Origin of the sequence: Microbacterium sp. DT81.1, from assembly GCF_049844955.1 — a bacterium.
In the GTDB taxonomy this organism is placed as follows: domain Bacteria; phylum Actinomycetota; class Actinomycetes; order Actinomycetales; family Microbacteriaceae; genus Microbacterium.
Genome location: NZ_JBNCMA010000006.1, coordinates 212,312 through 236,908 on the forward strand (window position 1 = coordinate 212,312; position 24,597 = coordinate 236,908).

Genomic DNA, 24,597 nt, shown 5'->3' on the forward strand with positions numbered 1-24,597 from the left:
GGCGGGGGTCGCTCAGGCCGCCGCGATCACCGCGATCACGGCCTCGCCGTACGCTTCGCGCTTCTTGGCGCCGATGCCCGAGATGCCGTCGAGGTCCCGGACGGACGACGGCCGCGCCTCCGCAAGCGCCCGGAGCGTGGCGTCACCGAACACGATGTAGGCGGGAACGCCCTGTTCCTTCGCGGCGCCGGCCCGCCACGCGCGAAGCGCCTCGAAGAGGCTCCGGTCGCCGGCATCGGTCAGTTCGGCGCCCGCGCCCGCGCGGGTTCGGCGGGAGCCGGCTCCCGTTCGTCCGATCACATCGCGCCGGAGCGACACGGTTCGGCGACCGCCCAGCACCTCTGCGGCCGCGTCGCCGAGGGCGAGCGTGCCGTACTCGCCCTTGGCCACGAGGAGGCGCTGCGCGAGAAGCTGGCGGACGACGCTGCGCCAGTCCTGGTCGGAGATGTCTGAGCCGATGCCGAAGGTCGCGAGCTTGTCGTGCCCCTGCTGGGCGACCCGGTCGGTGCGCGCGCCGCGCAGGATGTCGACCAGGTGGCCGGCGCCGAACGCCTGACCGCGCTCGCGCTGCAGGCGCACGATCGTCGACAGAAGCTTCTGCGCAGCGATCGTCCCGTCCCATGCCTCCGGAGGCTCCAGGCACGTGTCGCAGTTGCCGCACGGGCCCGACTGCTCGCCGAAGTATCCGAGCAGGTCGATGCGCCGGCATCCGGTCGTCTCGCAGAGTGCCAGCATGGCGTCGAGGTGCTGCCCCATCCTGCGCCGGTGGGCCGCATCGCCTGCGCCCTGGTCGATGAGCCGCCGCTGCTGCACCACGTCGCCCAGGCCGTACGCCATCCACGCGATCGACGGCTCGCCGTCGCGGCCCGCGCGCCCGGTCTCCTGGTAGTACCCCTCCACCGACTTCGGCAGATCGACGTGGGCGACGAAGCGCACATCCGGCTTGTCGATGCCCATACCGAACGCGATGGTCGCGACCATCACGACACCGTCCTCGCGGAGGAACCTCGACTGGTTCGCGCTGCGCGTCGCGGCATCGAGCCCCGCGTGGTAGGGGAGTGCGTCGATGCCCTTCGTCCGCAGGAACTCCGCCGTCTGCTCCACGGTCTTGCGGCTGAGGCAGTAGACGATGCCCGCGGGTGCCGGCTCACCGTGTCCCGGCGTCGGTCCCCCCGGTCCCTGAGCCTGTCCGCCCGGTCCCTGAGCCTGTCCCCCCGGTCCCTGAGCCTGTCCCCCCGGTCCCTGAGCCTGTCCGCCCGGTCCCCGAGCTTGTCCGCCCGGTCCCTGAGCCTGTCGAAGGGAATTGATGAACGCGATCAGCTGCTGGCGCGCCTCGGCCTTGGGCACGATGCGGTACTGGATGTTCGGCCGGTCGAAGCTCGCGACGAAGTGCCGGGCGTCGGGAAGGCGCAGGCGCTCGGTGATCTCCTTGTGCGTGGCCTCGGTCGCGGTCGCCGTGAGAGCCACGCGAGGGACCCCGGGGAACTGCTGGCCGAGCTCGCCGAGCGTCAGGTAGTCGGGGCGGAAGTCGTGGCCCCACTGCGACACGCAGTGCGCCTCGTCGATCGCGATGACCGACAGGCTGCCGCGCTGCAGCAGTGCACGCGTCGCCGCGTTCGAGAGGCGCTCAGGGGCGACGTAGATCAGGTCGAGCTCGCCCGAGAGGTAGGCCCGCTCGACGGCCGCACGCTGCTGCGGCGCCTGGGTCGAGTTCAGGTACGCGGCGCGCACGCCGTTGGCGACCAGGGCGTCGACCTGGTCGTGCATCAGGGCGATCAGCGGACTCACGACGAGCCCGGTGCCGGGACGCACGAGCGCCGGGATCTGGTAGACCAGGCTCTTGCCGCCACCCGTGGGCATGAGCACGACGGCGTCACCTCCGGCGACCAACTGGTCGATCGCCTCGGCCTGATTGCCTCGGAACGACTCGTACCCGAAGACCGTGTGCAGCGCCTCCAGCGGCGTCGCGTAGCGGGAGGGTGTGGCGCGCGGCTCCGCGGCTGCGCGGGGTGCGGTGCGGGCGGATGCGGTGGGGCCGAGCGTCGCCCAGTCGTTCTCGGGCGGCGGTGCCCAGTCTCCGTCGGCGGGCGGCGCCCAATCGTCGTCGGGCGGGGGCAACTCGTCGGGATCCCACGGGGCGTAGTCCTCGAGCGGCGGAGCGTCATCTGCCGGGAGGAATGTCACCCGTCGAGTGTAACCAGCGGCGGCGACACGGCCTGGTGCCGTGCCCTTGATGCGTGCAAGCGCACCGCTGCCGGCGCCGACTGTGGAGAAGCGCCCAACGACCGCCAGCCGGTCGCTGGGCGAGCGCAGCGAAGCGACGCGCCGGACGGCGGCATCCACCGTCACGGACTTCGGAGAATGGCGCCTCAATCGGAAACTGACCCGGAAATCCTCCGAACTCCGCGACATTTTCCGAAGTCCGTCCAACCGCACCATCGCCCTCGATCGGAACCGTGGACCGCACTACAGCCGCAGCACCTCGGTGATCCGGACGATGGCGGCGCCCGCCTCCTCCGACGCGGCCAGGTCTACCTCGCCGCGGATCCGCCAGTCGTGGTCCCCCGCCGGGTCGTCGATCGTCTGCTCGACGCTCCACACACCGGATGCCGCGGCATCCGATTCGTCGACCGTCACGAGCCGGGGCGACCGCGCGGGGCCGCCGGTCAGCATCTCGTCGTGCTCGTCGAAGTAGGCGTCCAGGGCGGCGGACCAGTCGACATCCGGATCGAGCGCCGCCAGGTCGTCGTCCTTCTGCAGAGCCGCGAGCTGCACCCGACGGAACAGCTCGTTGCGCACCAGCACGAGGAACGCGCGCCGGTTCGTCAGCACCGACGGGGGCGCTGGGGGCACGACCGGCGCGTTCGGGTCGCTGACCGGGTTCACAAGGCTCTCCCACTCATCGACCAGCGAGGAGTCGACCTGCCGGACGAGCTCGCCGAGCCATGCGATGAGATCCAGCAGCTCGGAGGTCTGCGCCTCCGATGGCACCGTCTGACGGATCGCCCGGTAGGCGTCGCTCAGGTAGCGCAGCACGAGCCCCTCGCTGCGCGCGAGCTGGTAGTACGAGATGTGCTCGGCGAACGACAGTGCCCGCTCGAACATGTCGCGCACGACCGACTTCGGCGACAGCTCGAAGTCGCGCACCCACGGCTGGCTGGTCGCGAAGACCTCGTACGACTGCAGCAGCAGCTCCTCGAGCGGCTTGGGGTACGTCACCTCCTCGAGGGCATCCATGCGCTGGTCGTAGTCCAGGCCCTCCCGTTTCATGGCCGCCACGGCATCACCTCGTGCGAGGAACTGCTGCTGCGAGAGCACGGGGCGCGGATCATCGAGGGTCGACTCGATCACACTGACGACATCGAGGGCGTAGTGCCCGGTGCCGGCGGCGTCCGGGGCGTCATCCGGGTCGAGCAGCTCGATCGCGGCGAGCGCGAAGGGCGAGAGCGGCTGGTTGAGCGCGAAGTTCGGCTGCAGATCGACGGTGAGGCGGATGACGGGGGCCGCGGTGATGGACCGGTCCACCACGACGACACCCGCCGCCACGAGCGTGCGGAAGATCCCGAGCGCCCGGCGAGCGAGCTCGAACCTGCGCGGCCGTGGTTCGTGGTTGTCGAACACCAGCGAACGCACGTTGGCGAACACGTCGCCACCTCGCGCGATGACGTTGATGAGCATCGCCGCGGTCAGCTGCAGGTGGGCCTCCAGCGGCTCGGGCTCGGCATCCACCAGCCTCTCGAAGCTCGCCTCGCCCCAGTTGACGAAACCCTGCGGGGCCTTCTTGCGCACGATCTTGCGCTGCTTCTTCGGGTCATCGCCTGCCTTGGCGACCGCACTCGCGTTCTCGATCTCGTGCTCGGGGGCCATCACCACGACGGTCCCCGCCGTGTCGAAACCGGCGCGCCCCGCGCGCCCCGCGACCTGGTGGAACTCGCGGGCGCTGAGCTGCCGCATCCGCTGCCCGTCGAACTTCGCGAGCGCCGTGATCATCACCGTCCGGATCGGGACGTTGATGCCGACGCCGAGCGTGTCCGTTCCGCAGATGACGCGCAGCAGCCCCCGCTGCGCGAGCGTCTCGACGAGGCGCCTGTAACGCGGCAGCATCCCTGCGTGGTGCACCCCGATGCCGGCCCGCACGTACCGTGAGAGCGTGCGCCCGAAGGCGGTGGTGAACCGGAATCCTCCGATGGCCTCGGCGATCGCATCGCGCTGCTCGCGTGAGACGATGCGCACACTCGACAGCGCCTGAGCGCGCTCCATCGCCGCTGCCTGCGAGAAGTGCACGATGTACACGGGAGCCTGCCCTGTCTCGAGCAGCTCCTCGACGGTCTCGTGCACCGGCGTGCGGGCGTATGAGAAGTGCAGGGGAACGGGCCGCTCGACGCCGGTGATGCGCGCTGTCGGCCGCCCGGTGCGGCGGGACAGGTCATCCGCGATGGCCGTGACATCCCCGAGCGTGGCGGACATGAGCACGAACTGCGCGCGGGACAGCAGCAGCAGCGGCACCTGCCACGCCCATCCGCGGTCCGGATCGCCGTAGTAGTGGAACTCGTCCATGACCACCTGGTCGACCCGGAGGTCCGCTCCCTGCCGCAGTGCGAGGTTCGCCAGGATCTCCGCGGTGCAGCAGATGATCGGCGCATCCGGATTCACGGATGAGTCGCCGGTCACCATCCCCACATTCGCCGCGCCGAAGATGTCGACCAACGAGAAGAACTTCTCACTCACGAGCGCCTTGATCGGAGCGGTGTAGTACGTGCGGCCGCCGCGCGCCAGGCAGGCAGCGTGGGCGGCGACGGCGACGAGCGACTTGCCTGTTCCGGTCGGCGTCGAAAGGATGACGTTCGCACCCGAGACCAGCTCGATCGCCGCTTCATCCTGCGCCGTATAGAGGCTGAGACCCTGGTCGGTCGCCCATGCGAGGAATCCCTCGTAGATCGCGTCGGCGTCGGCGCCGCGCGGAACGTGCTCGAGAAGGGATGTCGACACGTGTCGAGTCTGCCAGGCCGGGCGACGCTGGCCGGCCTGGCAGAGAAGGTCCTAGCCCGCGATCGCCGCCTCCAGAATGTCGGCGAGCGCCCGTTGCCCCGCCGCGTTCGGGTGGAAGCCGCGATCCGTCGTCCTTGCCTGAGGAGCGATGAGGCCGCTGATCCAGCGGTCCCCGGTGTCGCAGAGCCCGTGCCCATCGAAGCCCGCGACGACATCGACGTACATGACGTTCGCGTCTCCTGCGGCAGCCACGCCCTGCGCGATCAGATCGTTCGCCTGCAACACGGCGGCGTTGATGAGTCGCGCCTCTTCTTCGCCGAATGTGACGCCACCTCCGACACTGCACGTGCCGGTGAAGTCACCGAAGAGAAGCGGATATCCCGTGACGATGATCTGCGCGGATGGCGCCTCGGCGCGGATGGCGTCGATCAGCGCCTCGATCTTCTGGGGCAGTGTGGCCAGCAACTGCAGTGAGGCAGTGAGCAGGACCCCGCACATCTCGGGCGGAAGGGGGCTCTTGTTGCTGCACGCGCCCAGAACGTCGCCCCAGTCCGGAGCAGGATCCGCGTCCAGCTGGACGTCGTTCACGCCGACCGTGAGGGTCACCAGCTCAGTCTCGGGCCCGATGGCCCCCGCCACCACGAGATCCCCCAGCTGTTCGAGCACGTCGGCGGTGGACGCCTCGGTGCATGCCGTCGAGACGACGGCCAGCCCGAGTTCCCGCGCCAGCAGCAGGGGATAGGACCGATCAGACCGGAGGCACGCTTCATCGAGGTACGGGAGGTTTCCATTCCCTGACGCGACGGAATCGCCGAGCGCCACATACGCCACGCCGGGCGGCTCGTCGGCGATCGCGGCGGACGGAGCGGCGATGGCGAGCGCGCTGACGCTCAGAGCCAAGGTCGCGAGAATGGACGACAAACGTCGCTTCATGATTCCCCCTTGAATCAGTACGAGGCGTTTCGGGCACCTCGGATTGAGGCTGATGCTAGACCTGCCGCGGGTCCCTCACCAGAGGGTCGGCGTGCGGAGCGACCTGGCGGAATGCGAGCGCCCCACGTACGTTGATAGAGGGAGACGAAGGGACGTTCATGACCGACCAGACAGCGACTCCAGACACCGATGCGCCCGCCACCGCCGACGCGCAGAAGACGGTGACGCGCAACGAGGAGTCCGGCCGCTACGAGATCCGCGTCGAGGGCGCGATCGCCGGTTTCGCCGAGATCGAGCCCGACGGCAGCGGACGCGTCGTCTTCCCGCACACCGAGATCGACCCGGCGTACAAGGGGCTGGGGCTCGGGGCAATCCTGGTGCGGGAAGCGCTGTCGGATGCCGCCCGCCGGGGCGAGACGATCGTTCCGCTGTGCTCGTTCGTGCGCAAGTACCTGCGCGAGAACGACGTGCCGGGCGCCGTCATCGACTGGCCGCGCCGCGGGGACGCCCAGAACTCGGCCAGCCCCGGAGAGCCGCCGGAGTGACCAGGCTCGACTCGGGTCCGGATGCTTCGACGGGGCTCAGCACAGGGGCGTTCGAGGATGCGCCGGCGCTCTGCGACGGCCCGCGCGCGCTCGTGCTCGAGTCGCGCGAGGTGCCGCTCGGCGGCGTCCGCGGGATGGCGGTGCACCGGGCGCTTCCGCAGCGCGACCTGCCGATGGTGGGAGCCTGGTGCTTCCTCGACCGCTTCGGACCGCAGCGGGCCCGCATGCGGGTGGAGCCGCACCCGCACATCGGGCTGCAGACCGTGACCTGGCCGTTCACCGGGGATGTGCGTCACCGCGACAGCGTCGGCAGCGACGTCTTCGTGCGGCGTGGCGCGTTGAATCTGATGACGAGCGGTCGCGGGATCTCGCACTCGGAGTACTCCATCGGCGAGGACGAGGTGAAGCTCGATGCCCTGCAGCTGTGGGTCGCGCTCCCGGAGAGCCGCCGCCACGGCGGACCTGCGTTCGAGCAGCACGCGCAGCTGCCTCAACTGCACATCGCGGCGACCAGGACGGCCGAGGTGATCGGTGCGAGCGAGGACCGTGGCTCGAGTGAGGACTTCGCCGCGCACGCGGTCGTGGTGATGGGCGAGTTCGCCGGTGTCGTCTCCCCCGCCAGCGCGTACACCCCGATCGTCGGGGCGGAGGTGCGCGTGTCGCCGGGCACCCGGGTGCGCCTGCCGCTGAAGCCGGAGTGGGAGTACGCGCTGCTGGCCGTGGACGGCGACATCTCGGCCGATGCGGATGCCGCGGCATCCGCTCTCTCGTGGCAGATCGGCGACCTGCTCTACCTCGGCATCTCCCGGGACCACATCGACGTCACGAGCGCATCCGGCGCAACGGTCTTCGTGCTCGGCGGCGAGCCGTTCCCCGACGAGATCGTCATGTGGTGGAACTTCGTGGGCCGCGACCACGACGAGATCGTCGAGGCGCGCGAAGAGTGGGAAGGCTCGTCGGAGCGCTTCGGACAGGTGATCGACCACGGCGACGAGCGCATCCCGGCGCCGCCGCTGCCCGCAGTGCGCCTGACGCCTCGCCGCCGCCGGGCCTGACGGGCGGCCGGCCCGTCGTCGACGGCAAGTACGCTGTGCTGGTGCCAACGTCCTCCGCTCTCTCGACGCGCGTCCTGCTCACGTGCGCGGCGATCGGCGTGGCCACGGGCATCCTCTCCGCAACCGCCGGATATCTGAGCGTGCCCATCTCGGCCGCGATTCCGGTTCTCTACGGACTCATCCTCGGAGCGCAGGTGCTTCCGGGCGTGATCGCGCAGGCACTGCTGCGCCTGCCGTGGGTCGCCCTGATGACGCACCTGATGGGCGCGCTGGTGTCGAGTGCCCTCGCACCCCAGTGGACCGGGCGCTTCCTCGGCGCCGCCATCCTCATCGGGGGCATCCAGGAGGGCGTCGCCGCCATCACCCGCTATCGCCGATGGGAACCATGGCGCTTCGTCGTCTCGGCGCTCCTCATCGGGGCGGTGCTGGCGGCGACCATCGGGCTCGCCGCAGACGTCGGCCGGTTCGAGCCGTGGGCGCAGCTCGTCTACGTCGGATTCTTCCTGGTGTCCCCCGTCGCGTGGACGCTCGTGGGACTCGCCATCGGGGCCGCGCTGCGACGGGCGGGTGTGGCCCGGACGCGCACACCGCGCTGATCCTCCCGCTGCCTCTGAGCTGAGCCGCCCGCCCTACGCGCGGGAAGCAGAGAGTGGGGCCGCGTCTGCGCGGTGGCTCAAGCCCAGTGGAGAAGTGAGGTAAGGCTCGGCTAAGTTGGTCGAACCGACCGCTGACTCCGGAAGAACCGCCGTGACCCCGCCCGACCGCGCCGACCTGCCCGTGGCGGGCTCCCCGGAGGGCGACCCGCTTCTCCGGCTGCGAGGGGTCGCCATCCGCCACGAGGACGCCCCGGCCACGACGCCGTCCGATGTCTCGTTCGAGGTTCGCGCCGGCGAGGTCGTGCTCGTGCTGGGTCCGAGCGGCTCGGGCAAGTCAACACTCGCGCTGAGCCTGAACGGCCTCATCCCCCATGCGCTGCCCGCCGAGGTCCGGGGCACGATCGTGGTGGCCGGGATGCCGGCATCCGAGACGCCCGTCGCCGTGCTGAGCACGCGCGTCGCGATGGTCTTCCAGGACCCCGATGCCCAGCTGTTCACGGGATCCGTGCTCGACGAGGTCGCCTTCGGGCCGGAGAATCTGCGGATGCCGGTGGCCGAGGTGATGGCGCGCTCCGAGGCGGCGCTCCGCCGCGTCGGTCTCTGGGACCGGCGTGCAGAGAACCCGGACCGCCTTTCGGGCGGTGGGCGCCAACGGCTCGCGATCGCGTGTGCGCTGGCCATGGGCTCGCCGCTGCTCGTGCTCGACGAGCCGACGGCGAACCTCGATCCGGTGGGGATCGACGAGGTGTACGCCGCCCTGGCCCACGTCGTCGCGCAGGGCGACCGGGCCATCGTGCTCATCGAGCACAACCTGGATGCGGCCATCGGGCTCGTCGACAGGGTCGTCGCGCTCGATCAGTCGGGCCGCCTGGTATTCGACGGGCCGGCCCACGACGTGCTGCGCGAGAACGCCGACGCGCTCGTCGCCATGGGCGTGTGGCTCCCCACGGCGACGCTGGCGGCTCTGCGGCTGAGGGATGCCGGCCATCCGCTCGAGCCCCTGCCCCTGACTCCGGCCGAACTGCGGGCGGCACTGGAGGCTTCGCCCTTCGGCGAGGCGCAGCCGGCCGGTGCGGCCGCGCCCCCCGGCACGGGCCGGCGCACCGGCGCGGGCGGCGTGCGGGAGATCACGGGAAGTGCCCCAGGTCAGGCCGCTCCGGCGGCATCCGTCCTGAGTTCGCGCACATCTCCTGATCCGGCACCCGCGCCGCGGGCATCCGTCCCCACCCCCCTGATCTCGGTCCGCCGCCTCACCGTCATGCGGCGCCGGAGGGCACTCCTCCACGACATCGATCTCGACATCGCGGAAGGCTCCTTCGTCGCCGTCATCGGGTCCAACGGCGCGGGCAAGACCACCCTCGTCCAGGCCATCGCCGGGGTCGTTCCACCGCCGCGGGGTCGCATCCGCGTCGCGGACCTCGACCCCGGCTCCGCGTCCGCCCGGGAGCTCTCGTCGCGCATCGGCTTCGTGTTCCAGAATCCGGAGCACCAGTTCCTCGCCCACACGGTGTTCGACGAACTCGCGCACGGGCTGCGGCTCCTGCACACGCCGGACGACGAGGTGACCGCGCGGGTCGGCGACATGCTCGACCGCTTCGGGCTCGCCGACAAGGCGGAAACGCATCCCTTCCTGCTCTCGGGCGGCCAGAAGCGCCGGCTCTCGGTCGGCACCGCGCTCATCGCCGGTGCGCCGCTCCTCGCCCTCGACGAGCCGACGTTCGGGCAGGACCGAGCCCGGGCGGACGAGCTGCTCGGCCTTCTCCGCTCCCTCAATGCGCAGGGGACGACCGTGCTCGTCGTGACGCACGACATGCAGCTCGTCGCCGAGTACGCCACCCACACGGTGCTGCTCGCGGACGGGCGGGTGCGTGCCGCCGGAACGACGGCGGATGTCTTCGCCCGCCACTCGGACATCGAGGGCGCGGGCCTCCGGCCCCCGCCGCTCGCTCGGGCGCTTCGCGGGCTCCCGGGGCTGGATGGCACCATCCGCCTCTCCGATCTGCCCGCGGGGGTGACGGCGTGACCGCGGCGGTGTTCGACCCGTACGCGCCAGTGGCACCGACATCCCGCTTCCTGTACGGCCTCAACCCCCTCTCGAAGCTCGCCGGTCCGGCGCCCGCGATGCTCGCCCTCCTTTTCGTTCGTGACCTCGCGACGCCTCTGGCCTTCCTCGCACTGTCGTACGCTCTGCTGCTGATCGGCGCCCGGTTCTCGGGTCGCCTCGCCGCGCTGCTCTTCCTGGTGATCCCCGCCGGCGTCGTGCTGGTCGGCTGCGGGTTCGCCGTGTGGGTCGATGCGACCCAGGTCGAACAAACGGCCGAAGTGCTGCGCATCGGCGACTGGGTGCTCTACGCGGGGGCACTCGAGGTCGGATTCGCGACGGCGCTGCGGCTGTCCGCGATCGTGTCGCTCGCGCTCGTCGGAGGGCTGACCACCACAGGTCCTGACCTCGTCCGGGCCAGCGTGCAGCAGCTGCGGCTGCCCTATCGCATCGGCTACACCGCCCTTGCCGCGTATCGGTTCGTGCCCCGGTTCGGGCACGAACTCGAGGTGATCCGCGCCGCGCACCGCGTACGGGGGCACCACGGCGGCCGCGGACCGCTATCGCGTGTCGCGCGGGCGTGGGGCTACGTCGTGCCACTGCTGGCGGGGGCGATCCGGCACGCCGAGCGCGTGGCCCTGGCGATGGATGCCCGCGCCTTCGGCGCCCATCCGACCCGCACCGAGCGGTACCTCGTGCCGTTCCGTCCCCGCGACGCCGTGTTCATCGTGCTCTTCTGGGCGGCCTCGGGCGCCGTGCTCTGGTACCTGTTCCCCTGGCAGCCCGGCTGACGTCCCGGCATCTACCCGCTCGCGGCGGGCGCGGCCGAGGGTGATGGAGCGGGCCGCACGACCGGGGGTGCAGCCGGCGGCGTGAGGCGGCCGCCCGCCTCGAGCGACCTAGCGCTTGCCGGCGAGCTGGCGGCCGACGATCTCGCGCATGATCTCGTTCGTGCCGCCGTAGATGCGATGCACGCGGGCGTCGAGGAACGCGCGGGCGATCGGGTACTCGGTGATGTAACCGTAGCCCCCGTGCAGCTGCACGCAGGTGTCGAGCACCTCCCACTCGCGCTCGGTCGTCCAGAACTTGACCTTGGCCGCCTCTTCCGGCGTCAGATCGCCGTCCTTGTAGAGCAGCATCGCCCGGTCGATGTACGCCCACAGGGCGTCGACGGTGGCGGCGACCTCGGCGAGGCGGAACCGGGTGTTCTGGAAGTCGACGATCCGCTGGCCGAAGCTCTCGCGGTCCTTGGTGTAGGCGAGCGTCCACTCGAATCCGGCCTGTGCGGCGGCGGCGGCAGCGACGCCGATCGACAGGCGCTCGAGCGGCAGGTTCTTCATGAGCTGCACGAAGCCGTGGCCGGCCTCGCCGCCGATGAGGTTCTCCTCGGGCACGAAGACGTCGCTGAACGACAGCTCTGCGGTGTCGTGTCCCTGAAAGCCCATCTTGTGGAGCTTCTTGCCGTGGTCGAAGCCGTCCATCCCGTTCTCGATCAGGATGAGGCTGAAGGCGTCGGCCTTGTTCCCCTCGCCCGTCTTGACGAAGGTGACGATGACGTCCGCGGTCTTGCCGCTGGAGATGAACGTCTTCGCGCCGTTGACGACGTACCCGCCCTCGACCCTCTTGGCGGTGGTCTTGGCGCCGCGCAGGTCGCTCCCCGCGCCAGGTTCGCTCATGGCGAGGGCGCCGATGATCTCACCGGTCGCCATGCCGGGAAGCCATTTCTCCTTCTGCTCCTGCGTTCCCATGTGGACCAGGTAGGGGATGGCCAGGTCATCCTGGATGCCGAGGGCTCCGGCCAGCGAGCCGGCACCGGCGCGGATGACCTCTTCGTTCACGATCGCGCGGAAGCGGTAGTCCTGCAGCATGCCGGCGCCGCCGAACTCCTCGGGCACCGCGAGACCGAGGATGCCGGCCTGCCCCGCTGCGAGCAGGGTGTCACGGTCGACCTCGCCGGCGGCATCCCACCTCTCACGGGCCTCATTCGTGACGTAGCGCTTCACGAAGTCCTTGACCATGTCGCGGAATGCCTCGTGGTCTTCGTCGTAGATGTCGCGGTCCATGCCGGTGCCTCCTGTGTGCCCCTGGGGGATCTCGGACGGGCCTGTCGAGGCGCCGTCGCCGCATAGATCCTACCCGCGAGCGGCCGGCTCCCAGCGGAGCGCTGTGGGATCGCATCCCGCGATCGTGAAACTCAGTACCGCCGTTGTCGGATGCCGCTAACCGGCGTAGTCCGGCGCCGCCGGCAGGGCGAAGAACTCCTCGAGGGTGCGGAACCCGCCGTCGTGGTAGGCCCGGGCGAGGTCCGGGCCGAGGTAGCGCAGGTGCCACGGCTCGGGCTGGTAGCCGGTGATGGGCGTCTGGCCGTCGTGGTAGCGCACGACCCAGCCGTGCTCCCACGCGTGCTCGGCGACCCAGGCGCCCTGCGGAGTCGCTGCGAACTGCTCGATCGATCCGCAGCCCCCGTTCGCGCACGCCACGACGTCTGCGGCGAGGCCCGTCTGGTGCTCGCTGAATCCGGGGCGCGCGCTGATGAGCTCGGCGCCGGCCCTGCCGCGCGCACCCACCTGCGTCGCGTAGGTCGTGCGCTGCGTGGCGAACGAGCGGAACCCGCTGTCGAGGGCGACCTCACCGGCGCCCGCAGCCGCCGCGGCGGAGATCATCGCGGCCAGCGCGGCAGCGGCATCCCCGCGCAGCGCGGTATCGCCAAGGGTGCGCGTCGACGCGGGCACCGCTATCCCGGACGGCTGGAAGTCGATCGGATCGCACGGGCGCTGCTTGTTGATCACCACCCAGATGCGGCCGGGGTCGGCGAGCGAGATGCACGGCGCGGCGCCGCCCGCGATCGCCGACCGGTAGCGCATGGCGCCCCCGCTGGCGGCGATCACCGCGGCGTCATCCCCGGCCGCCAGCGCCGCCTGCACCGCCGGCAGGGCGCAGAGCGACTCCGCGGCAGGTACCGCCGACACCATCGGGCGCGGCAGCGAGCCCACCGTGGCCGGCGGCGGGGGTTGAACCACCTGGGTCGCCTCGGGGCGCTCCGGCGTCGTCATGGCGAGGCTCGCGGCGGTCGCCGAGCCGCCGATGAGCACGCCCCCGAGCGCGGCGGCGACCCAGAGCAGCGCCGTCGGGCGCGCTCGCGCAGCGTGCTGTGAACCCGGGACCGTCACTGGCCCATTCTCCCCCGCGCAGGGCTGATCGACGATTCGGAATTGTGTGCGCCCCATCGCTTGACCCAGATTCGTATCTATGTTCCAATGAAGCATGCGTTGGCAGGGGCAGCAGCTGGGTGTGGCGGATGCCGCCGCCCTGCCGGGGCTCGAGCACATCGACGGCCTGGTGCGCTCAGTCACCACGCCCGAGTTCGCCGGCGTCACCTTCCACGAGGTGATGGCCAAGTCGGCCCTGAACCACGTGCCCGGCGCCTCGAAGATGCCGTTCGACTGGACGGTCAACCCTTACAGAGGCTGCAGTCATGCCTGTGTCTACTGCTTCGCTCGCGGCACCCATGAGTACCTCGACCTCGACGGCGGGCGGGACTTCGACACGCAGGTGATCGTGAAGGTCAACGTCGCCGAGGTGCTGACGCGGGAACTGCACCGCGGTTCCTGGACGAAGCAGCCCGTGATGCTCGGGACGAACACGGACCCCTACCAGCGCGCCGAGGGGCGCTACAAGCTGATGCCCGACATCATCACCGCGTTGACGGACTCCGGCACGCCGTTCTCGATCCTCACCAAGGGCACGCTGCTGCGCCGCGACCTTCCTCAGCTCACGGATGCCGCGCGTGAGGTGCACGTGACGCTCGCGATGTCGATCGCGGTCTTCGACGAGCAGCTGCAGAAGGCCATCGAGCCGGGAACACCGTCGACCCAAGCGCGGCTCGACACGGTTCGCGCCGCCACCGAGGCGGGGTTCCGGGTGACGGTGTTCCTCATGCCGATCCTCCCGCACCTCTCCGACTCGATAGCCGCTCTCGACGACGCGCTCCGGCGCATCAAGGCGGCCGGCGCCACGCGGGTGGTCTTCGGCGCGCTGCACTTGCGCCCGGGAGTGAAACCGTGGTTCATGCAGTGGCTCCGTCGCGAGCACCCGGACCTGGTGTCCTCCTACCTTGGCCTCTACCCGGGCGCCGCGGTCGAGGCTCCCAAGGCCTACCGCTCCTGGCTGACGAAACGGGTGCGTCCGCTGCTGCGGGTGCACGGGCTCGACGGGCGCACCGAGGAGGAGACGCCGCGGGGGGTGCCGGTCTCCGGGCTCGCCGCCCGATCTCGAGTGATCACGACCAGTCGGGGCGCGGCCGCCGCCGCTGTGACACAGGAGCCGGCGACGCTGTTCTGACGGCGCGGACGGGTCGAGGGGTGCACCGCCGCCGCATCCAGTGCCAAGGTTGTCCCGGGAGGCTCCGATGGCACGGTTCCTGATCTCGGTGATGCCGTTCACGGGCCACGTCGCGCCGCTCAGCGCCGTCGCGGCCGAGCTGGTGAGACGCGGTCACGACGTGCGCGTCTATACGGGGTCGGCGTTCCGCGGGCGGATCGAAGCAGTGGGCGGGACCCTGGTGCCCTGGCGCGCGGCGCCGGAATTCGACGAGAACAATGTGTCCGCGACCTTTCCCCGGCTCGTCGGAAAGAAGGGCCTCTCCCAGCTGCTCATCAACATGGAGGACCTCTTCATCAACACCGCCCCGAAGCAGAATGAGGATCTCGATGTGGAGTGGGCGCGTCAGCCGTGGGACGTGATGGTCTCCGATGAAGCGTCGATCGCCCCGGCCCTCTTCGCGGAGCGCACCGGATGCCCATGGGCGAACGTCGCGGTGCTCCCCCTGAACCTGCGCAGCGCGCAGGGACCGCCCACCGGGATTGGGCTGCAGCCGGGACGCAATCCGCTCACGAAAGCGCGGGATGCCCTCCTGCGCGCCGCGGTTCCGCTGGGTTCCCGTCCTCTGCGAGCACCCACCGAGCGCGCACGGGTGGCGTTGGATCTGCCGAAGGCGACACCCGCGTACGACGAGGCCGTCTTCTCACGCCAGCTCATCATCGCCAGCGGCATCCCGGCGCTCGATCACCACCGGACCGACCGTCCGGCATGGGTGCACTACGTCGGCGAGCTGACATCGGCTGCCAAGGTGCAGCCCCTCGCCGAACTCCCGCCATGGTGGGCCGAGCTCCACGGCCGGGTGATCGTCCACGTGACCCAAGGCACGCAGAACATCGATCCAGAGGACCTGATCCGCCCCACGACCGAAGCGCTCGCCGACCGAGACGACGTGCTGGTCGTCGTCACGACCGGAGTACACGGCCGCGACAGGCTTCCCTTTCCGGTGCCGGCGAACACCCGTGTGGCGGGCTTCCTTCCCTACGCCGAGCTTCTCCCGCGGGTGGACACCGTGATCTCCAACGGGGGCTGGGGCGGAGTTCTGGCCGTGCTCGCACGCGGCATTCCGCTGGTCATCGGGGGCGGCGACCTCGACAAACCGGAGGTGGCGGCCCGGGTCGCCGGCGCCGGCGCCGGCATCAATCTGCGCACCGGCACACCGAAGCCCAAGGCCATCGCGGCGGCGTTCGACCGAGTGAGGACGGATGCGTCCTTCCGAGCCTCGGCGCGGCGCGTCGCGGCCGAGCTCGCGGCGGCCGGTGGCGCACCGCGCGCGGTCGAACTGATCGAGACGCTGCTACCCTGATCCGCCCACGCAGAAACACCGCGAGCAACACGTTTCCGGGTCTTTCGCGGTGCTTCTGATCGTCGCGCGCGGGACCTACGCCGTGAGGTCCGCGTTCGTCATCAAACGACCGGCGAGCTCACTGATCGTGTCATCACCGGGGCGCACGTCGGTGAACGGAGCCTCGATCTCGGCGCGATCGAGCATCTCGTCCATGCGACGGCGACGCTGGCGCGTGATCAGCGTGACCACACGACCCGCCTTGCCCGCGCGGCCCGTGCGGCCGGAGCGGTGCAGGTAGGTCTTGTACTCGTCGGGAGCATCAGCCTGGATGACCAGATCGATGTCATCGACGTGGATGCCGCGGGCGGCGACATCGGTGGCGACGAGCACGTTGACGCGGCCCGAGGTGAGGCGCTCGAGGTTGCGCGTGCGCTTCTGCTGGTTGAGGTCGCCGTGCAGGGCGACCGCGGCGATGCCCGCGTCGTCGAACTGCTCCGCAAGCATCTCGGCATAGGCGCGCGTGCGGGCGAACACGAGGGTCTTCCCCTCGCGGTCCACGAGCTGGTCCAGGATCTCGGCCTTGTCGCGGTGCTCGATCACGAGCACGCGATGCTCGATGGTGCTGGAGGCCTGGTCTTCGCCGGCGACCTCGTGCACGGCGGGTTCGACCAGGAACTCGTCGACGAGCGCAGAGACCTCGCGGTCGAGCGTCGCCGAGAAGAGCAGCTTCTGGGAGCCCTCAGCGGTCTCGCGCAGGATCCGCTGCACAGGCTCGAGGAAGCCGAGCTCGCACATGTGGTCTGCCTCGTCGATGACGACGACGCTGATGTCGGACAGGTCGAGCTTGCCCTGGTTGATGAGGTCCTCGATGCGTCCGGGAGTGCCGATGATGATGTCGACGCCCTTCTTCAGCGCCCCGACCTGGCGGGCCTGCGGCACGCCACCGTAGATCTGCGTGGTGAAGAGGCCGACGCTCCGCGCGATCGGCTGGATGGTGCGGTCGATCTGCAGCGCCAGCTCACGCGTCGGCGCGAGGATGAGCGCCTTCGGGTTGCGGCCGAACTCACGGCGCACGCCTGCCTGTCCGCGCAGCACATTCTCGACGAGCGGCGCGCCGAAGGCGATGGTCTTGCCGGAGCCGGTGCGGCCGCGGGCCAGCACATCGCGACCGGCGATGATCTCGGGGATCGTCGCGGCCTGGATCGCGAACGGCGCCGCAGCGCCGAGGTCCGCCAGCGTGCGAACGATGTTGTCCCCGAGGCCGAGGTCGCCGAAGCTCACGCCTTCGACGTCCGTTGCCTGAACCGCCTCGCCCTGGAGGCGCTCGTGCACGACATCGACGTGCTGCTCGTGGGCGTGGCTGCGAGCAGGTGTGGCGTTCCAGTCGGAGCGGCCGGCCGTCGCCGGACGGGCGTCGCGACGGGGACGGTCGCTGTATTCCCGCTTGGGGCGGTCATCGTACGCACGGGCCGGGCGGTCGTTGGTGTACTCACGACGAGCCGGGCGGTCGTTGGTGTACTCACGGCGAGCCGGGCGGTCGTTGCCGTATTCACGGCGGGCCGGGCGGTCGTTCGTGTACTCACGACGGGCAGGGCGGTCATCGTTAGAACGGGCCGGGCGGTTGTCGTCGTAAGACCGTGCGGGCCGATCGGAGGTGTACTCGCGCTTCGGGCGGTCGTCGTAGGAGCGAGCGGGACGTTCGCTGCTGTACTGGCGACGAGCCGGACGGTCATCGTTCGAGCGCGCCGGCCGGTTGTCGTCGTACGAACGGGCCGGACGGTCGTTGCTGTACTCGCGACGAGCCGGACGGTCATCGTTCGAACGCGCCGGACGGTTGTTGTCGAACGAGCGAGCCGGACGGTCCGAGCCGTAGTCGCGCTTCGGTCGATCGTCGTACGAGCGCGCGGGGCGGTCGTCGTTCGAGCGCGGCGGGCGGTTGTCGTAGGAACGAGCGGGACGCTCGTCGTAGGAGCGCGCGGGGCGGTCGCCGTGGGCGTGCGTGCGGATCGAGCGCGACTCGTCGCGACCAGCGCGCTGCGCCGAGGTCCACCGGGCCTTCGGTGCACCGGAGGCGGAGGACTCCTCGGTGGCGGCGCGGAAGCCGCGGTGACCGGCACTGCGGCTGCCCGGCTTGGTCGCTGCGGGTGCACCGGCACCCCGGTTGCGGTCGTGGAACGAGGTCTTGTTCTCGCCGTAGCGCGGCTCGAAGTTCTTTGCCGGACGTCCGCCGGCGGGCTTCTTGTTCTTGGGCATGGGAGTGTCCTTCTGGGTTGTCTCAACTGAGAACAGCACTCCACTGATCGCGCGCAGCACTGCTGCGCCGACGCCGCACATGCGGCACGGAGTTGCCCGGACTATCGTCGGCCGGGGGCCATTCAACGTGATGGTCGCCGGGGCGGATTCGCCCCCACCATCGGCCCCTTGGACTCACAAACCCATCCGCACAGCGTGTGCGGTGTCCAGAGCCGACCCTTCATTCTAGCGGATGCCCCGCAGCTGACCCTGTGAGGACGCCCGGCGAGTGGACTGCCCGCAACCCACCCGCTGCGCGTTCGGCCACCATGGTGCTCAGGGTTCCGCGGGATGCGCGCTATCCCGGTCGAGAAGGTGGCACCGTCGGCGTCGTCCGCGAGATGTCCCACCGCCCGGCGGCAACATCGCGTGAGCGAGTGTGTACCCGAAGGGTCGCTGAACGCGATGATGGCTGAATGGCAGAAAGCGAGGCACACCCCATCACCGTGGCGATCGAACGGCGGATCGACCCGGCGCGCACCGCAGAGGCGACGGCGTGGATGCAGGCCGGCACGGATCTCGCCACGACCTTCGAGGGGTTCCTCGGGTCGGGCTGGGTGCGCGCGGGAGAGAAGAGCGACCTGTGGTTCATGCTCTACCGCTTCCGCGACATCCCGACCCTCGAGGCGTGGGAGGACTCCGGCGAGCGCACGTGGTGGCTCGAGTCGGGCAGGGGTTTCGCGAAGGAGGGCCGGGTCGAGCGCCGCACCGGGATCGAGGGATGGTTCGACGCACCGCTCGCGACGCACATCGAGACGCGGATGCCGGGGGCAGAGGACGCGGAACGCGCAGACGAGGACGCCTCGGCCGGAACGGGCGAGCATGCCCCGGCCGGAACGGATGCGGATGCCCCGGCCGGAACGGATGCGGATGCCCCGGGCGGAACGGGCGAGGATGCGTCGACCGAAGCCGCGGGGGACGCGCCGCGAGAGGCGACACCGGAGAGCGCACTCGCCCCCTTGCCGGCGACCGGGCCCATCCGGCGCCCGATTCCTGCGGCACCGCCTCGGTGGAAGCAGGCCGTCACCATCTGGCTCGGCTTCTTCCCGACCAACCTGCTGGCACTGTGGCTGCTCGGCTTCATCCCCGGTTTCGCCGAGCTGCCGCTCGTCGTCCGCGTGCTGTCCACGACGATCCTGCTGACACCCGTCATGACCTATGTGGTGCTCCCGTGGGTCACCCGGCGGCTGCGGCCATGGCTGCAGAAGCGTCCATGAGCGCCGCGATCGCCGGGCGCCGCCATGCGCCTACACTGGCGCCATGACCGACGATCGCCCGCGCCGCGACACCTCCCCCCTGATCCCCGACGAGGGGCGCGTGCCGACACTGCGGGTGGAGTCGGCCGCCATCTACATCGCGTTCCTCAGCGGCGCGGTCGGGGCGGTGTACGGCCTGATCGTCGCGCTCGTCGCCGCCGGTGAGCCTCTCTTCGACGGCGTGTGGTCGTTCGGCATGCTTGCCGCGATCGGGGCCGCAGTCGTGGCCGCCGCAGTCTCAGCGGTCGGATACTGGCGCGCACGGCTGCGTCCCGGTCAGGAGTGGCGCCTGTCGCTGCCGGCCTGGAAGTACACGGTCAACACCATCTCGGTCGTCATCGCCCATACGGCGCTGGCCTTCCTGGCGACATACGCGACCTACCGCGTGCTGAGCCTCGGCTTCATCGGGCTGCCCGTCATCACATTCTGGGCGGTCGTGCTCATGGCCGTGACGCTCGGGATGACGGCGTACCTGGTCTTCCTCTCCGCGTCGCGCATGACGACGCAGCGCATGTCGACGCTGCTCATGACGTTCGTGGTGCTCGGCACGCTGACGGCGATGGTGACAACGCCCGACAAGGAGTGGTGGGCTGTCCACTTCAGCCAGCTCGGCACGTTCGACGACCTCTCGAGCTGGGTGTTCAACGGCACCCTCATCGCGGGCGGGCTGCTGGTCACCTCCTTCGCCGTCTACATCGCGGTGGATATGGATGCGCTCATGGCGTCCGGGCGACTGACCAATCCGCGCTCGTCGCGCATCGTGTCGAGCCTCTTCGTCGTAATGGGCATCATGCTCGCGTTCGTCGGCATCGTGCCGGTCGATGTCAACCTGCTCATCCACAACCTCGCCGCGACGGGGATGGCGATCATGTTCCTGACGCTGCTGATCGGGGGACCGAAACTGCTCGCCGGGATGCCGCGCACCTACTTCGTCTCCTCGTGGGCGTTCCTCGGCGCCACCGTGGCGTCCGTCATCCTCTTCGTCGTCGGCTACTTCGGCCTGACGGCCTTCGAGATCATCGTGTTCGCGTTGATCTTCGGCTGGATCGCCGTCTTCATCCGTTTCCTGGGCGTGACCGGGCAAGAAGACCCGGCCTGATTCCCGTTTGTCAGGAATCGACGGTACATTCGAGGCAGAGATGCGCGCTGCTGTTGGGGAACACGGACCGGATCAGCGCTCTCCATCTGGGGGTGGGCGGCCGTAGCCTGGGGACTTCAGGGGCGAGAGCGATGATCAACCGACTCACGAAAGACTCCTGATTGTGGCACTAATCGCCGTAGCGCCGCCCTTTGCCCCCTCCCGAGACGCCCCGCTCGCGACCGTCGTCCGCCTGACGACTCCCACACAAGCCGTCCTCGCCGCCGCCGGCGTACTGGTCGCCGGCACTCTGCTGGCCATCTTCACCACCCCCGACGAGCACTGGTGGCACTTGCACTTCAGCCGGCTCGGCACCTTCCGGGAGTTCTCCGGCTACTCCTTCAACGCGACGATCGTCGCGGCCAGCGCGATGCTCGTGCTGTTCGCCGTGCGACTCCGCATCGAGATGCAGCGGCACGCCGGCTCCCCGTTGCTGACCAGCCGGCGCGCCGCGCATGTGGTGCCCGCCCTCGTGGCACTGATCGGCATCCACCTCTCGCTGGTCGGTTTCGCCCCCCTCAACGTCAACCTCTTCATTCACGAGCGCGGCTCCAGCGGTGCCGTCCTGTCCTTCGCGAGCCTGCTCGTCTCCAGCCGATGGATGCTGCGCGGCATGCACCGGCGGGTGGCCATCGCCACGCGACGGGTCGGTGTCTCGCTTGTGTTCTGGGGCGTCTTCTTCGGCTTCGGCGTCATCAATCTGGCCGCTTTCGAGTTCATCGTCTTCAGCCTCATGTTCGCGTGGCTCGTCGTCCTCACCCGCCAGCTGGGGGTGCCCTCCGATGCGCCCGATCCGACCATCGGACCGCCAGGGCAGGACGAGGCTCCGACGCGCGCGGAGATCACTCCGAACTGGACCGACGCGCACGTCGTGTCTGCTGCACGGGCGCTGCCGACGGAAGGGCGCTCACGCCTTCACCCGTCGTGGCGGCCGGCTGCGCGTCCGGACCGTCGGCGGCGCGCCGCCCATCACGACGCTGGCGTGCTCCCTCCACCAGGTTGTAGAGGGTCGGCAGCACCACGAGGGTCAACACGGTCGATGAGATCAGTCCGCCGATCACCACGATCGCGAGCGGCTGAGAGATGAAGCCGCCACTGCCTGTGATCCCGATCGCCATGGGGGTGAGCGCCAGGATCGTCGCCAGCGCCGTCATCAGGATCGGACGCAGGCGCCGGGCCGAGCCGGCCTCCACCGCCTCGCGCACGAGCAGCCCGTTCTCGCGGTACTGATTGACGAGGTCCACGAGCACGATGGCGTTCGTGACGACGATGCCGATCAGCAGCAGCACACCGATCAGCGACGACACGCCGAGCGGCACTCCGGTGATGATCTGCAGCAGGATGGCGCCCGTCGCCGCGAACGGCACCGAGATCAGCAGCAGCAGCGGCTGACGAAGCGACTTGAACGTCGCGACCATGACGATGTACACGATCAGGATGGCGGCGAGCAGCGCCAGCCCGAGCTGCGTGAACGCATCCTGCTGCTCTGTCAGCACACCCCCCACCTCGGCGCTCGCTCCGGTCGGCAGATCGACGGACTCGAGCGCCGCCGTCACCGTCGCCGACGCCGCTGTCAGGTTGTCGGTCGAGGGCGTGACGGTGACCGTCGACACCCGCTGACCGCGCTGGGTGGTGACGGATGTCGGACCCACGGTCTCTTCGACCGAGGCGACCTGCTCGAGCGGGATCGGTCCCGTGGGCGAGGGGATCGGCAGCCGGCGCAGCTCGTCGAGCGACGCGGGAACCTGAGATGCCGCCAGGTACACGGTGAGGGACGTCTCGTCGATCTCGACGGTTCCGATCGACTGGGGCTGCATCGAACTGGAGACGATCGCGCCGACCGCAACCTCACTCAGGCCGAGCTGCGAAGCGGCGTCGCTGTCGACGGTGACCGCGATGTACGGCAGGGCGTCGCTCAGGTTGCTGGACACCTGGCCCACACCGTCCCCCCCGTCGAGCGAGTCCACGACGTCCTGCGTGGCGACTTCGAGGCTTTCCCGGTCCGTCGCCGACACGTTGATCTCGACATCCGATGAGCCGGCGAAGCCGCCGCCGCCGGCGACCGTGAAGGTCCCGGCGTCCTCCAGTTCGGAGACCGCCTCCTGCACCTCTGCGCGCAGTGCGACCTGGTCGGCGTCTTCGGAGGTGGAGATGGAATAGGTGATCCCGCTGCCGCCGCCGGTGAAGGCGTCGCGCAGCGCCGAGCCGCTGGATCCGATGGAGAGCTGCACGGTCTGGATGCCCTCGACGTCCTGAAGCACCGCCTCCACCTCGGTCGCGGCGGCCTCCTCGGCCTCCAGGCTCGCCCCGGGGTCAAGGTTCTGAGTCATGGTGAAGGTGTTCTGCCCCGAGTCGCCGAGGAAGTTCGTCTTCATGAGCGGCGCGAGGGCGAACGTCGCCACGAGGACGAGGCCGGCGAGCACGAGAGTCACCACGGAGTGCCTGAGCGTCCAGCGGAGGATCGGCAGGTACGACCTCTGCAGGCGCGAGGGCGGGGCTGCCGGATCCTGCGGATCGATCGCCGCGCCGGCGGCATCCAGAACCGGCTTCCCGGGGCGGAGGAACCAGTACGCGAGCACCGGAACGATCGTGAGCGAGACGAACAGGGATGCCACCATGGCGATCGTGACGGTCAGGGCGAAGGGTCGGAACAGCTCGCCGGTCACGTCGCCCACGAACGCGATGGGCAGGAAGACGGCGACGGTCGTGACCGTGGAGGCCGAAACGGCGGTGGCCACCTCTTTGACCGAGAGCAGGATCGACTGCAGCTTGTCGGCCTCGCCGACGTAGTGCCGCTTGATGTTCTCGATGACGACGATCGAGTCATCGACGACGCGTCCGATGGCGATCGTGAGCGCGCCGAGGGTGAGGATGTTGAGCGAGTAGCCGAAGGCCTGGATGCCGATGAAGGTGATCAGCACGCTGGTCGGGATCGAGATCGCCGTGACGAGCGTCGCGCGCACCGACATGAGGAAGATCAGGATGACCAGCACGGCGAAGACCAGGCCGAGCATGCCCTCGACCGCCAGGGCGTTGATCGACTCCTGGATGTAGGGCGCCTGATCGAAGACGATCGTGAACGCCGCGCCGTCGAGAGAGTCCTCGAGCTCCGGCAGCACGGCCAGCACCCCGGTGGAGACCTCGACGGTGTTGGCCGATGGCAGCTTGGTGACCGCTACGGTGACCGCCGGCTCGCCGTTCACCCGAGAGATGGTGGTGATCGGGTCGGCTTCCTCAGCGACCGCCGCGACGTCGGCGATGGTGACGAGTCCCGATTCGGCCTGCTCCGCATCGGACGGCACGAGCGGCAGCGCCGCGATGGCCTCGACCGACTCGATCTTCTCGCCCGTCTGCACGGTGAGCGTGCTGCCGTCCTCGGTGATCTCGCCGCCGGGGAACAGCACGCCGTTCTGGTCGAGCGCGTCGCGGATCGCCTGCTGCGTGAAGCCCGCGGCGGCGAGCGCCGCCTGGTCGGGGGTGATCGTGACGCGCTGCCCGATGCCGCCGACGATCGCGGCGGCGTTGACCCCCTCGACGTCCTCGAGCTCGGGGATGACGGAGCGCTCGAGCTGCGCCTGGATCGTCTGCTGGTCGTCGTAGCCGGTGACGGCGAGCTGGATGACCGGGAAGTCGTCGATGGAGGCCGAGAACACTTGCGGATCCACACTCTCGGGAAGCTCGCCGGAGATGCGGTTGATGGCCTGGTTGAGCTTCTGCTCGGCGGTCGCGAGGTCCGTGCCGTAGGTGAAGGACACCTGGATGATCGAGGCGTTGGTCGTGCTGGTCGCGGTGGTCGACTCCAGCCCAGGCACGCCTTGGATGGCCGACTCGATCGGCGTGGACACGTCGTTGTTGACGACCTCCGGCGAAGCGCCGGGGTACGCCGACACGATCGCGAGCTGTGGGAATTCGATGGAGGGAATGAGCTCCTGCTTGAGGCTGGTGAGCGCCAGCCCCCCGAACACCGCCGCGGCGATCGTGATGAGGGCGATGAGCGCCCTGTTCCTCAGGCTCAGAACGGCAAGTTTCGACACGGGGGACTCTCGATGAAGATGTGAGGCGACGGCAGCGAGGCGCACCGTCGATA

The 24,597-nt window shown here is 69.9% G+C and carries 16 protein-coding genes and 1 pseudogene; 10 read left to right on the plus strand and 7 right to left on the minus strand.

All coding sequences use genetic code 11. The annotated features are described in order from the left end of the window. Positions 1-12: 12 nt before the first annotated feature. The 3 genes from ACLQ2Q_RS16830 to ACLQ2Q_RS16840 all read right to left on the minus strand — a co-directional run bounded on the left by ACLQ2Q_RS16830 (position 13) and on the right by ACLQ2Q_RS16840 (position 5,922). Positions 13-2,184: a RecQ family ATP-dependent DNA helicase gene (locus tag ACLQ2Q_RS16830; RefSeq protein WP_425821963.1), complete on the minus strand. Its 2,172-nt coding sequence runs from the start codon at positions 2,182-2,184 to the stop codon at positions 13-15. Positions 2,185-2,466: 282 nt separating this feature from the next. Further along, positions 2,467-4,989, minus strand: a complete 2,523-nt coding sequence (locus ACLQ2Q_RS16835) for a DEAD/DEAH box helicase (protein ID WP_425821965.1) — start codon at positions 4,987-4,989, stop codon at positions 2,467-2,469. A gap of 51 nt (positions 4,990-5,040) precedes the next feature. Then, positions 5,041-5,922 carry an SGNH/GDSL hydrolase family protein gene (locus tag ACLQ2Q_RS16840; protein ID WP_425821967.1) on the minus strand — a complete coding sequence of 294 codons (882 nt, stop codon included), beginning with the start codon at positions 5,920-5,922 and terminating at the stop codon, positions 5,041-5,043. 158 nt (positions 5,923-6,080) lie between these two features. Here ACLQ2Q_RS16840 and ACLQ2Q_RS16845 point away from each other — a divergent pair, with 158 nt between their 5' ends. From ACLQ2Q_RS16845 to ACLQ2Q_RS16865, 5 genes are all read left to right on the plus strand, one after another. Next, complete coding sequence (locus ACLQ2Q_RS16845; RefSeq protein ID WP_425821969.1) at positions 6,081-6,467, plus strand: GNAT family N-acetyltransferase; 387 nt, start codon at positions 6,081-6,083, stop codon at positions 6,465-6,467. After that, entirely contained in the window at positions 6,464-7,522 is a 1,059-nt protein-coding gene (locus ACLQ2Q_RS16850; RefSeq protein WP_425821971.1) for a pirin family protein, read from the plus strand. The genes ACLQ2Q_RS16845 and ACLQ2Q_RS16850 overlap by 4 nt, the downstream gene beginning before the upstream one ends. Positions 7,523-7,563: 41 nt before the next feature. Continuing rightward, on the plus strand, positions 7,564-8,118 hold the full coding sequence (locus tag ACLQ2Q_RS16855) for an ECF transporter S component (protein ID WP_425821973.1): 555 nt from the start codon (positions 7,564-7,566) through the stop codon (positions 8,116-8,118). Positions 8,119-8,269: 151 nt separating this feature from the next. Then, positions 8,270-10,141: an ABC transporter ATP-binding protein gene (locus tag ACLQ2Q_RS16860; protein ID WP_425821975.1), complete on the plus strand. Its 1,872-nt coding sequence runs from the start codon at positions 8,270-8,272 to the stop codon at positions 10,139-10,141. Continuing rightward, positions 10,138-10,950, plus strand: a complete 813-nt coding sequence (locus tag ACLQ2Q_RS16865) for an energy-coupling factor transporter transmembrane component T (RefSeq protein WP_425821978.1) — start codon at positions 10,138-10,140, stop codon at positions 10,948-10,950. The genes ACLQ2Q_RS16860 and ACLQ2Q_RS16865 overlap by 4 nt, the downstream gene beginning before the upstream one ends. 108 nt (positions 10,951-11,058) lie before the next feature. Here the strand turns inward: ACLQ2Q_RS16865 and ACLQ2Q_RS16870 are convergent, their stop codons facing one another. Further along, positions 11,059-12,222: an acyl-CoA dehydrogenase family protein gene (locus ACLQ2Q_RS16870; protein ID WP_425821980.1), complete on the minus strand. Its 1,164-nt coding sequence runs from the start codon at positions 12,220-12,222 to the stop codon at positions 11,059-11,061. A gap of 156 nt (positions 12,223-12,378) precedes the next feature. Beyond that, complete coding sequence (locus ACLQ2Q_RS16875) at positions 12,379-13,329, minus strand: M15 family metallopeptidase (protein WP_425821982.1); 951 nt, start codon at positions 13,327-13,329, stop codon at positions 12,379-12,381. A gap of 94 nt (positions 13,330-13,423) precedes the next feature. On the opposite strand from ACLQ2Q_RS16875, the gene ACLQ2Q_RS16880 reads away from it, so the two are divergent. Both ACLQ2Q_RS16880 and ACLQ2Q_RS16885 read left to right on the plus strand, forming a co-directional pair. Beyond that, positions 13,424-14,500: an Rv2578c family radical SAM protein gene (locus ACLQ2Q_RS16880; protein ID WP_425821984.1), complete on the plus strand. Its 1,077-nt coding sequence runs from the start codon at positions 13,424-13,426 to the stop codon at positions 14,498-14,500. 67 nt (positions 14,501-14,567) lie between these two features. Further along, positions 14,568-15,842, plus strand: coding sequence for a glycosyltransferase (locus tag ACLQ2Q_RS16885; RefSeq protein WP_425821986.1), 1,275 nt, complete (start codon positions 14,568-14,570; stop codon positions 15,840-15,842). Positions 15,843-15,917: 75 nt separating this feature from the next. Here the strand turns inward: ACLQ2Q_RS16885 and ACLQ2Q_RS16890 are convergent, their stop codons facing one another. Continuing rightward, complete coding sequence (locus tag ACLQ2Q_RS16890) at positions 15,918-18,077, minus strand: DEAD/DEAH box helicase (RefSeq protein WP_425821988.1); 2,160 nt, start codon at positions 18,075-18,077, stop codon at positions 15,918-15,920. Between the two features lie 455 nt (positions 18,078-18,532). Here ACLQ2Q_RS16890 and ACLQ2Q_RS16895 point away from each other — a divergent pair, with 455 nt between their 5' ends. The 3 genes and pseudogenes from ACLQ2Q_RS16895 to ACLQ2Q_RS16905 all read left to right on the plus strand — a co-directional run. Beyond that, complete coding sequence (locus tag ACLQ2Q_RS16895) at positions 18,533-19,333, plus strand: antibiotic biosynthesis monooxygenase (protein WP_425821990.1); 801 nt, start codon at positions 18,533-18,535, stop codon at positions 19,331-19,333. A gap of 43 nt (positions 19,334-19,376) precedes the next feature. Beyond that, positions 19,377-20,471: a DUF998 domain-containing protein gene (locus ACLQ2Q_RS16900; protein ID WP_425821992.1), complete on the plus strand. Its 1,095-nt coding sequence runs from the start codon at positions 19,377-19,379 to the stop codon at positions 20,469-20,471. Between the two features lie 163 nt (positions 20,472-20,634). Then, positions 20,635-21,258, plus strand: a pseudogene (locus tag ACLQ2Q_RS16905) (hypothetical protein); the annotation flags it as partial. Between the two features lie 94 nt (positions 21,259-21,352). Here the strand turns inward: ACLQ2Q_RS16905 and ACLQ2Q_RS16910 are convergent. Continuing rightward, positions 21,353-24,544 (minus strand): efflux RND transporter permease subunit, encoded by a 3,192-nt coding sequence (locus tag ACLQ2Q_RS16910; RefSeq protein WP_425821994.1) that lies wholly within the window; start codon positions 24,542-24,544, stop codon positions 21,353-21,355. Positions 24,545-24,597: the final 53 nt, after the last annotated feature.